The organism is Pseudoroseomonas ludipueritiae, assembly GCF_014490445.1.
GTDB lineage: Bacteria > Pseudomonadota > Alphaproteobacteria > Acetobacterales > Acetobacteraceae > Pseudoroseomonas > Pseudoroseomonas ludipueritiae.
Genome location: NZ_JACTUZ010000001.1, coordinates 178,208 through 190,945 on the forward strand (window position 1 = coordinate 178,208; position 12,738 = coordinate 190,945).

The following is a 12,738-nucleotide window of genomic DNA, read 5'->3' on the forward strand; positions in this document are numbered from 1 at the left end:
GGCATTGCGGCCTGCGGCGCGCCGGGCAAGGCTGCGGGCATGACGCGCACCCTTCTGCTCTATGTCGCTGCCGCGCTGGCGGAGATCGCCGGTTGCTTCGGCTTCTGGGCTTGGCTGCGGCTGGGGCGCGGCCCGCTCTGGGCCCTTGGCGGGGTGGTTTCGCTGGTTGCCTTTGCCTGGCTGCTGACTCGCGCAGAGACGGATGCGGCGGGGCGCGCCTATGCGGCCTATGGCGGGGTTTATGTGGCGGCCTCGCTGCTCTGGCTCTGGGGCGCCGAAGGCGTGCGTCCGGACCGATGGGACCTGCTCGGCGTCGGGCTGTGCCTGGCCGGCACAGCTGTTATCCTTCTGGCGCCCAGGGGAGGCTGAGGGCGCTTCAGCCCGCCACCGGCCGCAGCCTGGCCAGCCGCAAGCCCGCCACCAGTGCCAGAACAAGGCAGCCGCCGACCACCCAGGTAACGCCGGCCCAGCCGCCCGAGGCCCAGGCCAGCCCACCTGCCGCCCCCACGATGCTGGAGCCCATGTAGTAGCAGAAGAGATAAAGCGAGGAGGCCTGTGCCCGTGCCACCTTGGCCCGCCGCCCCACCCAGGAGCTGGACAAGGAATGGGCGCCGAAGAAGCAGAAGGTGACGATGGCGATGCCGGCGATGACCGCCAGCAGCGACTGCAGGGCCATCAGCCCCAGCCCGCCCAGCATGGCCAGCAGCACGATCCACAGCAGCCGCCGCCGCCCGAAGCGATCCGCGAGGCCGCCCACGAAGGTCGAGCTGCCGATGCCCACGAGATAGACGGTGAAGACCAGCCCTACCGTGGCGTGGCTCAGGGAATAGGGCGGCGCCAGCAGGCGGTAGCCGATGTAGTTGTAGACGGTGACGAAGGACCCCATCAGCAGGAAGCCTTCCAGGAACAGCCAGCGCAGCCCGCCATCCCGCAGGTGCAGCGCGAAGTTCTCCGCCAGGCCGCGCAGGGCCAGTGGCCGCGCCTTGAAGTGGCGCGAGGGTGGCAGGCATTGCCAGAAGATCACCGAGGCCACCAGCCCTAGCGCGCCGATGCCGCCAATGGCCAGCCGCCAGCCGCCCCATTCCATCAGCAGGCCGGTGATCACCCGCCCCAGCATCCCGCCCAGAGCGGAGCCGCTGATATAGAGCCCCATCGCATAGCCCGAGGAGCGCGGGTGCACTTCCTCAGCGATAAAGGCCATGGCCACGGCTGGCAGGCCGCTAAGCAGGATGCCCTGCACCATGCGCAAGGACAGGAAAGTTCCCCAGCCCGGCATGAAGGCGCAGGCGACCGTGATGGCGGAGGAGGCGAAAACCGAGACCAGCATCACCGGCTTCCGCCCCACCGCCTCGGACAAGGCACTGGCCACCAGCATGCACACCGCCATGGCCGCCGTTGGCAGGGAAAGCGAAAGGCTGCTGGCGGCTGGGCTGACGCCGAATTCGGCCGAGAAGACCGGCATCAGGGGCTGCACGCAGTACAGCAGCGCGAAGGTCGCGATGCCGGCGCAAAGGAAAGCGAGATTCGTCCGCAGGAAGGCAGCGGTCCCGCGCTCGATGTAAGGCGCTTCGGCTGAGACAGTCATGGGCGCCACCATGGCAGGCACGAGCGCGGAATAGGCTTGTTCATGGGTGGTCCCGGTAGCTGCGGTGCAGCATGCCCGCGCCGGAGGGCTTGCCACCAGACCGCCAAGGCCGCGAAATAATTCGGCCGGACCGAATACTGTCTTCCACAATCCTCGAAAGGGTGCTCCGGGTGGAGCTGCGTCATCTCCGAGCCTTCCTTGCCGTCGCGGAAACCCTGCATTTCGCCCAGGCCGCCGAGAAGCTCGGCCTCTCTCCCCCTGCCCTGACGGAGCAGGTGCAGGGCCTGGAAGCCCTGCTGGGCGCGCGCCTGTTCCGCCGCACCAAGCGCAGCGTGGCACTGACGGATGCAGGGCATTTGTTTCTGCGAGAGGCCCGCCCGGCCCTGGCGCAGGTCGAGCGTGCGGAGCGTACCGGCCGCCTCGCAGGGCGCGGAGAGCGCGGCATCGTGGCGGTGGGCTTCGCGGCCTCGGCTGCCTTTTCCGGCGTATTGGGTGCCAGCGTGGCCGCATGGCGCGAGGCGCAGCCCCAGGTCGAACTCAGGCTGCAGGAACTGGAAAGCGTGCCGCAACTGGAGGCGCTGGTGGAAGGGCGGTTGGACATCGGCTTCATTCGCCCGCCGCTGGTGCTGCCCGATGGCATCGCCACCCTGCCGCTGCTGCGGGAACCACTCTGGCTGGCACTGCCGGAGGGCCACCCCCTCTGCGCGCAGGCGGCAGTCCAGCCTTCAGCCCTGGCCGAGGAAGCCTTCGTCAGCCCCGATGCCGAAACCAGCATGGGCTTCCACCACCACACCATCGCCATCGGGCAGCAGATGGGCTTCACGCCACGGGTGGCACACTACGGGCGGGACCTGGTGGCCGTGGCGGCGCTGGTAGGGCTCGGGCTGGGTGTCGCGCTGGTGCCTGCCTCGCTGCGGGACTGCGTACGGCTGCCAGGGGTGGTCTACCGCCCCCTGGCTGGCACGCCGTTGCGGGCCGAACTGGCAGCGGCCTTCCGCCGCACCGAAGCCGCACCCGCCGCCCGCGCCTGCATTCGCCAGTTGCGCCGGCAGGCGGAGGCGGTGCCGCCCTACTAGGCCGAAGCCCCGATGGCTGTCCCGAGGGTTCCGCTCTGGCGTGCCGCGGCGCGGCCGACCACCGCGGCCGCGATCACCTGGGCACCACGCAAGGCCGCGCCTTCGATTTCGCCGAAGGCATCCCGCACCGCTGCCTGCTGCCGGGCCAGTTTCTCCGGGTGGCCCGCCACCGCCCGATCGATGGCGGGAATGACATCCTCCGGCGTCTCGGCCACTTCGCCCAGCGCCCAGCCGGCGAAGCGTGGATCATCCCGCCAGGCCACGTGATGGGCATTGAGGAAAACCACGGGGCGCGGCCGGGCCAGGAACTCGTAAAGCTGGCTGGACATGTCGCCCAGGTAGATATCGGCCGCCAGCACGTAGCTCATGTCTATCAGGCGCGGCGAGTCGAGGTCCACCAGGATCCGCCCCTCCCGCGACAGGCGCAGCCATTCCTCCCGCTCTGCCGCGTCCATGTTCTCCGCCGCGCGGATATGCGGCGCGAAGACGAGATTGTAGCGGGACTGGCGCGCGAACTCTCCGATCACCTGCCGGGCCCATGGCAGGGAGGAGATGCCGGCATCGAAATGCGGGTTGTAGAGCACCACCGGCCGGTCGTTGTCGAAAAGACGGGGCGGGCTGCCCGCCAGCTTGGAGAAGAATTCCAGCTTCAGGTAGCCACCGGCCCGCAGGCGGGAGGGCGGCATATAGCCCTTCTCGGCTGCCCGGCGCAGATCCTTCTCCCCCGGCACCACCACCAGGTCGAAGAGGGATTGCCGGCTCTCGGATTCCGGCGCCCGGTCCCCGGCGCCATGCCGGAAGTGAATCATTAGGGTATGCCGCAGCCCCATTCCCCGCAGCTTGGCCGAGGTGCGCTCCGGCGTGATCACCGCCGCCGCCCGCCGCAGACGGCGGCTGAGGGAAAACAGCAGGGGCGTCTTCAAGGAGGATCGCCGCCCCGTCACGGCCGCCAGCAGGCGCCCCCAGAGCGGCGGGCGGATGCTCTCGATCCGCATGGCCGGAGCATGCAGGGCCTCCCGCACCCGGCGAAGCGCCGCGGTGGTGGCGGCATGGTTGGAGAGGCAGGTGACAGGGCAGCGCGGCAGCAGCCGGCTCAGTTCCGCCGCTGCCGGAGCCAGGTGATAGACCTGATGCGGGCCGCCGATGAAGAGAAAGACCACCTCGCCTTCGGCGAGGTCAACTCGGAGATTGTCTGCGCCTGGAGCCATGCTGGAAACCCGTCATCCGCTCGCGGGGCCCGGCTGCCATGCCAGCCGGGGCAGCCGCACCGCAGGATATCGGCGCAGCCTCCACGGCCTATGGCTGATGGTGGCTTTCCGGTGAAGTCATTTTGTGAGCCACGGGAAGCGTTCCACTCAGCGGAAGCCTGGCCGGACGGGAGCGGTATCCTCCTCCGCATGCAGGGAGAGCGGCGCGGAAACATCCTCCAGTGGCTTTCTCTCGGCCGCGAAACCCAGCCGCCATTCGGTGGCGGCGGCGACCAGCATCAGCACCGCCGCCAGCAGGAAGCCCCAGAAGATGTCGCCGCGCTGGCCGCCCTCTATCAGCCAACCGAAGAGCGCGGGGCCGGCCACGCCGCCGATGGCCGTGCCGAAGGCGTAGAAGAGCGCGATGGCGATGGCGCGCATCTCCAGCGGAAAGGCTTCGCCCACCGTCAGGTAAGCGGCGGAAGCGGCTGGCGAGGCGAAGAAGAAGATCACCGTCCAGGCCATCGTTTGCTCCCAGGCGGAAAGCCAGCCCTGTTGGAAGGCATAGCCGGAGAGCGCCATCAGGATGCCCGCCATGGCATAGGTCAGGGTGATCATGACCCGGCGGCCGATGCTGTCGAAGAGCGGGCCGAGAAGCAGCGGGCCCATCAGGTTGCCCAGCGCGAAAGGCAGCAGGTACCAGCCCACCTGGTGCGAGCCGATGCCGTAGAACTTGGTGAGCACCAGCGCATAGGTGAAGAAGATGGCATTGTAGCAGAAGGCCTGGCAGGCCATCAGCGTCACGCCCAGCACCGTGCGCTGGCGCTGACGGTGCAGCATGATGTGAATGACATCCTGCAATGAGGTATGGCCGCGCCGCCGCATCCGCACCGGCCCGTATTCCGGGGCCGGCAGCGGCCCGTGGCGGGAGGCCACCTCCTCCTCGATCTCGCGCACGATGCGGCTGGCTTTATCGGCATGGCCGTGGGTCATCAGCCAGCGTGGGCTTTCCGGCACCCAGTTCCGCAGCAGCATGATGACCAAGGCCAGCACCCCGCCGACGATGAAGGCGGCGCGCCAGCCGATCTCGGGGTCCACCACCGCCGGGTCCAGCACCACCAGGGCAGAGGCCGCCCCCAGCGCGGCGCCGGCCCAGAAGGTGCCATTGACCGCCAGGTCCACAGTGCCACGCTTGCGGGCCGGGATCATCTCCTGGATCGCCGAGTTCACGGCGGCATATTCGCCGCCGATGCCGGCGCCGGTCAGCGCCCGGAAGAACGCAAAGGACCAGAAGTCCCAGGAGAAGCCCGTGGCGATGCTGGCCGCCATGTAGAGCCCCACCGTGATGAAGAAGAGCTTGCGCCGCCCCCAGCGGTCCGTCAGCCAGCCGAAACCTACCGCGCCGATCACCGCACCGATCAGGTAGGCGGAGGCCGAAAGGCCCACCTGCGTTTCGGAAAGCGCGAGGCTGGGGCTCTCATGGATGGCGGCGGCCAGGGAACCGACCAGCGTCACCTCCAGCCCATCCAGGGTCCAGGTGATGCCCAGGGCGATGATGATCAGCCAGTGGAAGCGGTCCCAGGGCAGGCGGTCCAACCGGGCCGGGACATCCGTCTCGAAGACTTCTCCTTCGGCGACCTGCCGCTCCATGCACGCCTCCCCTGCGCCGGCTATCCGGGGGCAACGCCCGGATAGCGGAAGCGTTGCGGCGGGCGGGCTTGCCGCATGCGCGCCGGCATGCATCATGTTCGCGAGTTGTTCCGAAGGATTCGCTGCTGATGCTCGCTTCGCCTCCGCCCGCGCCCAAAGGCCTCGGCGGCCGCGCCGCCCGGGCGCATCTGGCAGCGGACCCCATCCTGGGGCCGGTGGTCAAGCGGGTCGGGGCCTTCACCCTCAAGCCGGAGAAGCGGGAACCCTATGAGGCCCTGGTGCGCGCCATCGCCCACCAGCAGGTGCATGGGCGGGCGGCCGAGGCGATGCTGCGGCGGCTGATTGCCCTCTTTCCCGAGCAGGATTTCCCCAGTGCCACCGCCATCCTCTCGCTGGAGGATGGCGCGCTGCGCGGCTGTGGCTTTTCCGGCGCCAAGGTGGCCGCCATCCTGGATATTGCCCACAAGACGGTGGGCGGTCTGGTGCCGACCCGCCGCGCCGCCGCGCGGCTCTCGGACGAGGCGCTGATCGAAAGGCTGGTGGCGCTGCGTGGCGTCGGCCGCTGGACGGTGGAGATGCTGCTGATCTTTACCCTGGGCCGGCCGGATATCCTGCCGGTCGATGATTTCGGCGTGCGGGAAGGCTACCGCCATGCCGCCGGGCTGGACGCGCAACCGAGGCCGAAGGAACTGGCGAAGATCGGCGCTGCCTGGGCGCCCTATCGCTCGGCCGCGGCCTGGTATCTCTGGCGCGCCGCCGACTTGGCCAAGGAAGGGCGCTTCAAGGCCCCCACGGCCCTTTAGCCAAGAAAGGCACGCAGCGCGGCCAGGAAGCCTTCCGGCTGCTCGGCGTGCAGCCAGTGCCCGGCGCCCTTCACCTTGCCGAAGCGCACGGCGGGAAACAGGGCACGGAAGAGCGGGCGGTGCTCGTCCTGGATGTAGTCTGACTTCTCGCCGGCCAGGGCCAGGGTCGGGCCCTCGAAGCGTGCGCCGGCGGGCAGAGGAGGCGCGGATTCGATTTCGGACAGGGCAGCGGCGATCTCGGCCAGGCCATTGCGCCAGAAGGGCCGCTCCCCACCCAGCTGGAGGTTCTGCAACAGGAAGCCGCGTACCCCTGCCGAGGGCACGGCGCCCGCCAATGCCGCATCGGCCTCCCGCCTCGTCAGTCCAGGGCGGAGATCGAGGGCCAGCATGGCCTCGGCATAGGGGCGGAAGGCGGGCGGATAGGCGACCGGGGCGATATCCGCCACCACCAGCCGGGCAACGAGGTCCTGGCGCGTCAGGGCCAGCATCATGGCCACCTTGCCGCCCATGGAATGGCCCAGCACATCGGCCGGGGTGGCGCCGATGGCGTCCAGCGTTTCCGCCACGTCCGCCGCCATTTCGGCATAGCTCATGCTGGTGGCATGGGGGGAAACGCCATGGTTGCGCAGATCCATCGCCACCACGCGCCGCCCGGATGCCGCCAGCGCCCTTTGAGCCGCGCCGAAGTTGCCGGCCTGCCCGAAAAGCCCGTGCAGCAGCACCAGCGGCTCGCCCGCCTCCGGACCCATCTCGATCAGGTTCAGACGCATCTGCCTATCCTCGCGTAGCGACGACCACGCTGGCGCCGATCAGCGCACCGCCAATGATCACGTCCCAGCCCAACGGCTCACCCAGCCAGAGGGTGGAGACCACCACGCCAATGGCGGGCGCCAAGAGAAAGCCCACGGAGGAGACGGCGCCCGGCAGCCGCCGCCCTGCCTCGATCACCGCCCAGGTGCCCAGTGGCGCCACGAGACAGCCGATCACCAGCATCTGCCACAATGCGCCCGGGCCGATGCCATAAGTCCCCTGCCCCAGCGGCTCCCGGATCAGCGCCATGGGCACCAGCACCACGCCGCCCATCAGGAAGCACCAGGGCAGGTTCTCCAGCATGGAGCGTTCGGCCGGGAAGCGCCGCGTGATGATGATGGCGCAGGACCAGAGAAAGGAAGCGCCCAGCAGCATCAGGTGGCCGCTGAGGGTGCTGGCCCCGCCCGCCCCGGCAGCCCAGGGGCCGGCCAGCGCCAGGACCCCCGCCAGCCCCAGCATGGCAGCCAGCCAGCGGGTGCCGGAAACTTTCTCCCCCAGCACGAACACCGAAAGCGGCACCAGCCAGTAGATGGTGACATTGGCGAGCACCGCCGTGCGGCCGGCCGGCACCAGTGCCACCGCCAGATGCGTCAGCGCGAAATAGCAGCCGAGTTGCAGCAGGCCGACGCCGATCACCGCCGGCAGGTCCCGCCGCCGCGGCAGCCGCAGCTTCCCCTGGGCTGCCAGCACGATGCCCGCCACCAGCGCCCCCAGCAGAGTACGGGAAACGGCGAACCAGAGCGGCGTGGCATCCGCCAGTGCGGATTTCGTGATGGGCCAGGCGCCGCCGAACAGCGTCACGGCGACGAGCAGCATCCGGATATCGGCCAGGCGGATCATCTGCCGGCGCAATCCGCAAGACGAAGCGGGTTTCCACCGGTAAAGTCGTGGCTTTCCGCCGTATCCCAAACCATGGCGAGGGAAAGGACAGCCCGGCCGGCGGGTGGCAGAGAAAGGCCATCGCGCTGCTGAGTATCCGGCGCGCCGCCCGCGCCAGGCACGAAATAGGTCATGCTGCCCGGCAGCCTTGCCATCGCCCGATCTCTCCCCCTCACGGCGCTGCGAGGGTTGGCGTCCGGATGCAATCCGTCAAGCCGTGCACGAGCCTGTGAGCTTCTCCCTATCGCACGGTCTGTTGCCCCATGACCATGCCCTGGGTGACGATGCCGGCAGCGAGGAGTTCGTTCATGGCCCAGGCTGGCCGCCGCGCAACACTGAAGGGGCTGGGCAGCCTCTTCACCGCCACCCTCTCCGCGGCGGCATGGGCGCAGAAGCCACCCGGTTCAACGGCGGAGCTGCGGATCGGCGCCATCTTTCCGGCCACTGGCCCGCTGGCGCGGCTGGGGGAGGAAAGCTTCCGTGGACTCGAACTGGCGGTGGAGGCGCGGAATGCCGCCGGCGGCGTCTTCGGCCGGCCGATTCGGCTGGTCCGCGCCGCCGCCGAGCATCCGGCGCAAGCCGCGGCCGCGACGCGAGTGCTGATGAGCGTGGAGCGGGTGGCGGCGGTCTTCGGTACCGGCGCCTCCGTTCTTTCCCTCCCCGCCTCAAGAGCCGCCGAGCTGCAGGGAGTGCCCTTTTTTGAACTGGGCGCCGTGGCGGATGCGGTGACGGCACGTGGCTTTCGTTTGCTGTTCCGCGCTGCCCCGCTGGCCAGCCAATATGCCGCCCTCTCCCTGCGTGCCTGCGCCGATCTTCTGCCGGAACTTTGGAACACCCGGCCAGAGGGGCTGCGCGTCGCCGTGCTGCATGAGAACGGCGCCTTCGGCCAGGCCGTCGGATTGGTGCAGGAGTCGCTGCTGCGCCAGGGCATCGGTCCGCGCCTCGCGGTGCGCCTGACCTACCCGGCCGCCGTGCTGCCGGGGCAGCCTGGCAACCCGCCACCGCCGCCCGATTTCGCCGCCCTGCTGGGGCGGTTGCGGGAATCCTCGCCGGATGTCCTGCTCCATAGCGGCCAGGAGGCGGAAGCGGCCGCGCTTTTCGCCACCATGGCGGATGCGGGCTGGATGCCCCGCATGCTGGTCGGCTGCGGCGCCGGCTATCATTCGCAGGAGGCAGCGCGGAGCATCGGCCCGGGATTCGTGGGCACCATGGCCGTGGGCCCGGCCCCCTATGCCAGCGGCGGCGCCCTGGCCGAACCGGCGCGGCGGCTGGCGGAGCGCTACGCGGCCAGATACGGCCACGCGCCGTCCTCGGGGCACAGCCTCGGCCACGCCATGGCGGCCGCCTTCTTTCTGGAAGCCCTGCACCGCGCCGGCTCCCCGGAGCGGGAGCGCATCCGGGCCGCCGTCCTCGCCATGCCGGCCGGGGACCTGAGCCCCGGCTGGCCAATGGCGATGGATGAGGAGGGGCAGAACCGGCTGGCCCGTCCCGTCCTGTCTCAATGGCAAGGCCAGGGGATGGCCTTGCGGCAGGTCGCCATCCTGGGTCCCGCCGCGCTGGAGCAGCCGCGGGACCGGATGGCGCCGATCAGCTCGCCTTGATGCCAGCGGCGCGGATGATCGGGGTCCACTTAGCGATTTCGTCGTTGAGGAACTTGGCCGTGCTGGCGGGCGTGCTGTCGCTGACAGTCTGCATGGTCAGGTCGGACAGGCGCGCCTTCACGCTGTCCATGGCCATCACCTTGTTCAGCGCCGCATTGAACTGGTTGACGATGGCCTCCGGCGTGCCGGCCGGCATCATCACCATGTGCCAGGTATAGGCCTCGTAGCCCGCCACGCCGGCTTCCTGGAAGGTGGGGATCTCCGGCAACTGCGCCAGCCGCTGGCTGGAGGAGATAGCCAGGCCCTTCACCTCGCCACGCTGCACGAAGGGCAGCGCGCTGTTGGCCACGTCCAGCATCATCACTACGGTGCCGTTCAGCAGGTCCGGCATGGCGGCTGCCGAGCCGCGGTAGGGCACGTGGTTCACCTTCAGGTCGCCGGCCTGCTTCAGGAACAGCTCGCTGGCCAGGTGCAGCGCGGCGCCATTGCCGGTGCTGGCATAGTCGTACTTGCCGGGGTTCTTCTTGAACAGCTCGACCAGCTCCGGCAGCGAGTTCACCGGCAGGTCCTTGTTGACCATCAGCAGCATCGGGATCGTGCCGGTCAGGGCGACCGGCTGGAAATCCTTGATGGGGTCGAAGGGCAGGTTGGCGAAGATCTCGCGCAGCGCCGCATGGGCGATGGTGGTGTAGAGCGCGGTATGCCCGTCCTTCGCCTTGGCCACGGCATCGGAGCCCACGACGACGCCGGCGCCGGTGCGGTTTTCCACGATCACGCGCTGCGGCAGCAGCTTGGACAGCTCATCGGCGATCAGGCGCGCCGGCACATCGGTCGGGCCACCGGCCGCGAAGGGCACCACGAGGCGGATGGGCTGGCTGGGCCAGGTGGCCTGCGCACGGGCAGAAGCGGGAAGCAGCCCCGGGAGCGTGGCAGCGGCGCCGAGGGCAAGGAGGTCGCGGCGATTCATGGAAGGTCAATCTCCTGCACGGGGCCGGAAGAAATATGGAAAATTTGCCATCCCTATGAACCTCAATCAGGAATGCGTCAACGCGCGCGGGTGCCTGCTCCAAACCTTTGGCAAGGATGGCGAAAAGCCCGCCGCGACGGCGGAATCAGGCCAAGCCGCCTTGCTGTGACCCCTGCCCGGCCGAGCCCTCCGCAGGGTCCGCATCCTGGCCCAGGACCAGCAGGCGCGAGGTCGCATCCAGCCCCAGTGCCACGCGGGAGGAAGCTTCCGCCGCCGCGGCCAGCACTCCGCCCAGGGCATCCGGTGCCTCCAGGAAAGCGAAGGCCGAGCGCTCCAGCTCCTGCCACGCGAGCAACCCCGGCGGCGCCTGCGCCGGGCGTCCCTCGGCCTCTCCCATGAGCGGGCTGGCTCCCGCGGGCTCGGCCACCACGAGGCGCGGCGTGGCGCCTCCAAGAGCCCGGAGCTGCGTCGCGGTGGCCGCCGCGAGCCCGCCCTGCCCCCCGGGCACGACCACATGCGTCGGCGCCACCGGCAACGCCGCCAGCGCTTCCGAGACCGCCACACGGTCGCCCTGCATGATGTCGCGCGGCACCTCGGTGTAGCCCGCCGCGGCCCAGGCGGAGACAAAGAGCCAGCCTTGCTGGCCCGCGTGCCGCATCGCCTCCTCGTATCCCCCGCGCAGCACCTGGGCATCATTCCCTGGCACGGCCCCATCCTCCACGAAGGCCATGCAGCGGACGCCAAGCCGCCGGGCCGCGCTGGCGATCGCCGCGAGGTCGTCCCCCCGGCCTTGGGCACAGGCGAAGGTAACCGCGCCCGGGGCGCCGGCCGGCATGTTCCGCCGGGCCAGTTCGGCCCGCAGCAGGCGCGAGAGCGCATAGGCATAGCCCGGGCTTGCCACCTGCCCCAGATGCAGCGAGGCCAGCCCGGCGGCCTGCGCCAGCTCCGGCAGCGCCACCGGCGGTCTGGGCAGGCGGCCAGGCCAGCCGCGAATTTCCGCGCTGGCTCGCCGGAAGCCGGATTCGGGAAGAACAACGACCCCGGGCACCCCGTGGCGCGGATTCATGAAAAGACGGAAGGGCACGGGCGCAATCATGCCTGCCAGCTTGGCCGGACCACGGCCGCGCGGCAATCTGGCGGCAGCAGAGAAGCATCAGCGAGGAAACGATGAAGATCACCATTCTCGGCGCGGGGGGATTCCTGGGCCGCAAGCTGGCGGCCCGGCTGGCCCAGGCGGGCGAGCTGGGCGGCCGCGCCATCACCGGGCTGACGCTGTTCGACCTCAACGTGCCGCCGGCACCCGCTGCCGGCTTTCCCATCCGCCGCATTCCAGGCGACCTGACAAACCCAGCCACCGTGGCGGAAGCCATCCCGGCCGATACCGAGGTCGTCTTCCATCTCGCCGCCGTGGTCAGCGCGGCGGCGGAGGCGGATTTCGACCTGGGCCTGCGCGTCAACCTGCACGGCACGCTGGCGGTGCTGGAAGCCTGCCGGCAGCTGGAGAAGGCGCCGCGGCTGGTCTTCACTTCCTCCGTCGCCAGCTTCGGCGGCGGCCAGGGCGCGGTGGTGCCGGATGACGGCCGGCAGCTGCCCGCCAATTCCTATGGCGCGCAGAAGGCGATGGGCGAGCTGCTGCTGCAGGATGCCAGCCGGCGCGGCATGATCGATGCCGTCAGCCTGCGCCTGCCCACCGTCATCGTTCGCCCCGGGCGCCCCAACAAGGCGGCTTCCTCCTTCGTCTCCGCCATTGTGCGGGAGCCACTGCTGGGCCTGCCGACCACCTGCCCGGTGGGGCCGGACTTCGCCATCTGGGTCTGCTCGCCCCGCCGCGCGGTGGAATGGTTCCTTCATGCCGCCACCATGGACACCGCCGCCCTGGGGCTGGACCGGGGCATTAACCCACCCGGCCTCTCGGTGACGGTGGCAGAGCTGCTGGCGGCGCTGGAAGCCACAGGCGGGCAGGAGGCGCGGAACCTCGTCTCCTTCCAGCCCGATGCCGCGATCGAGGCCATTGTCTCCGGCTGGCCCGCCAGCTTCGCGGCCACCCGGGCGCGGGCCCTGGGCTTCACCCGGCAGGATGACGCACGGGCCATCCTGGACGCCTTCCTGGCCGATGACCTGCAAGCCACGAAGGCCGAGAGGGAGATGGCCTGAGGCGCCATCTTCTACCGCTCTGCCAA

At 69.9% G+C, this 12,738-nt stretch carries 14 protein-coding genes; 6 read left to right on the forward strand and 8 right to left on the reverse strand.

Annotated elements, in window-relative coordinates; genetic code table 11:
* The first annotated feature begins 39 nt into the window (after nt 1-39).
* Complete coding sequence (locus IBL25_RS00840; protein WP_187776647.1) at nt 40-369, forward strand: YnfA family protein; 330 nt, start codon at nt 40-42, stop codon at nt 367-369.
* A gap of 7 nt (nt 370-376) precedes the next feature.
* On the opposite strand, the gene IBL25_RS00845 is transcribed toward IBL25_RS00840, so the two are convergent.
* On the reverse strand, nt 377-1,585 hold the full coding sequence (locus IBL25_RS00845) for an MFS transporter (protein WP_187776648.1): 1,209 nt from the start codon (nt 1,583-1,585) through the stop codon (nt 377-379).
* Between the two features lie 170 nt (nt 1,586-1,755).
* Here IBL25_RS00845 and IBL25_RS00850 point away from each other — a divergent pair, with 170 nt between their 5' ends.
* On the forward strand, nt 1,756-2,661 hold the full coding sequence (locus tag IBL25_RS00850; RefSeq protein WP_187776649.1) for a LysR family transcriptional regulator: 906 nt from the start codon (nt 1,756-1,758) through the stop codon (nt 2,659-2,661).
* On the opposite strand, the gene IBL25_RS00855 is transcribed toward IBL25_RS00850, so the two are convergent.
* Together IBL25_RS00855 and IBL25_RS00860 are read right to left on the reverse strand one after the other, a co-directional pair.
* Complete coding sequence (locus IBL25_RS00855) at nt 2,658-3,869, reverse strand: hypothetical protein (protein WP_187776650.1); 1,212 nt, start codon at nt 3,867-3,869, stop codon at nt 2,658-2,660. The two genes, IBL25_RS00850 and IBL25_RS00855, sit on opposite strands and share 4 nt — an antisense overlap.
* A gap of 147 nt (nt 3,870-4,016) precedes the next feature.
* Nucleotides 4,017-5,498, reverse strand: a complete 1,482-nt coding sequence (locus IBL25_RS00860; RefSeq protein WP_187776651.1) for an MFS transporter — start codon at nt 5,496-5,498, stop codon at nt 4,017-4,019.
* A 128-nt stretch (nt 5,499-5,626) separates the two neighbouring features.
* On the opposite strand from IBL25_RS00860, the gene IBL25_RS00865 reads away from it, so the two are divergent.
* Nucleotides 5,627-6,301, forward strand: a complete 675-nt coding sequence (locus tag IBL25_RS00865; RefSeq protein ID WP_187776652.1) for a DNA-3-methyladenine glycosylase family protein — start codon at nt 5,627-5,629, stop codon at nt 6,299-6,301.
* On the opposite strand, the gene IBL25_RS00870 is transcribed toward IBL25_RS00865, so the two are convergent.
* The 3 genes from IBL25_RS00870 to IBL25_RS00880 are packed head-to-tail and all read right to left on the reverse strand — an operon-like array spanning nt 6,298 to nt 8,124.
* Nucleotides 6,298-7,071: an alpha/beta fold hydrolase gene (locus IBL25_RS00870; RefSeq protein WP_187776653.1), complete on the reverse strand. Its 774-nt coding sequence runs from the start codon at nt 7,069-7,071 to the stop codon at nt 6,298-6,300. The two genes, IBL25_RS00865 and IBL25_RS00870, sit on opposite strands and share 4 nt — an antisense overlap.
* A gap of 4 nt (nt 7,072-7,075) precedes the next feature.
* Nucleotides 7,076-7,951: a DMT family transporter gene (locus tag IBL25_RS00875; RefSeq protein ID WP_187776654.1), complete on the reverse strand. Its 876-nt coding sequence runs from the start codon at nt 7,949-7,951 to the stop codon at nt 7,076-7,078.
* Nucleotides 7,948-8,124, reverse strand: a complete 177-nt coding sequence (locus IBL25_RS00880; protein WP_187776655.1) for a hypothetical protein — start codon at nt 8,122-8,124, stop codon at nt 7,948-7,950. Before IBL25_RS00880 ends, IBL25_RS00875 begins: the two co-directional genes overlap by 4 nt.
* Before the next feature lie 174 nt (nt 8,125-8,298).
* Between IBL25_RS00880 and IBL25_RS00885 the strand changes: the two genes are divergently transcribed.
* Entirely contained in the window at nt 8,299-9,591 is a 1,293-nt protein-coding gene (locus tag IBL25_RS00885) for an ABC transporter substrate-binding protein (protein WP_187776656.1), read from the forward strand.
* On the opposite strand, the gene IBL25_RS00890 is transcribed toward IBL25_RS00885, so the two are convergent.
* Nucleotides 9,578-10,558, reverse strand: a complete 981-nt coding sequence (locus tag IBL25_RS00890; RefSeq protein ID WP_187776657.1) for a Bug family tripartite tricarboxylate transporter substrate binding protein — start codon at nt 10,556-10,558, stop codon at nt 9,578-9,580. The genes IBL25_RS00885 and IBL25_RS00890 overlap by 14 nt on opposite strands.
* On the opposite strand from IBL25_RS00890, the gene IBL25_RS00895 reads away from it, so the two are divergent.
* Nucleotides 10,557-10,727 (forward strand): hypothetical protein, encoded by a 171-nt coding sequence (locus tag IBL25_RS00895; protein WP_187776658.1) that lies wholly within the window; start codon nt 10,557-10,559, stop codon nt 10,725-10,727. The genes IBL25_RS00890 and IBL25_RS00895 overlap by 2 nt on opposite strands.
* Here the strand turns inward: IBL25_RS00895 and IBL25_RS00900 are convergent.
* On the reverse strand, nt 10,704-11,642 hold the full coding sequence (locus IBL25_RS00900) for a pyridoxal-phosphate dependent enzyme (protein ID WP_367615520.1): 939 nt from the start codon (nt 11,640-11,642) through the stop codon (nt 10,704-10,706). The two genes, IBL25_RS00895 and IBL25_RS00900, sit on opposite strands and share 24 nt — an antisense overlap.
* Before the next feature lie 83 nt (nt 11,643-11,725).
* Here IBL25_RS00900 and denD point away from each other — a divergent pair, with 83 nt between their 5' ends.
* On the forward strand, nt 11,726-12,712 hold the full coding sequence (denD, locus tag IBL25_RS00905) for a D-erythronate dehydrogenase (RefSeq protein WP_187776660.1): 987 nt from the start codon (nt 11,726-11,728) through the stop codon (nt 12,710-12,712).
* The last annotated feature ends 26 nt before the right edge of the window (nt 12,713-12,738 follow it).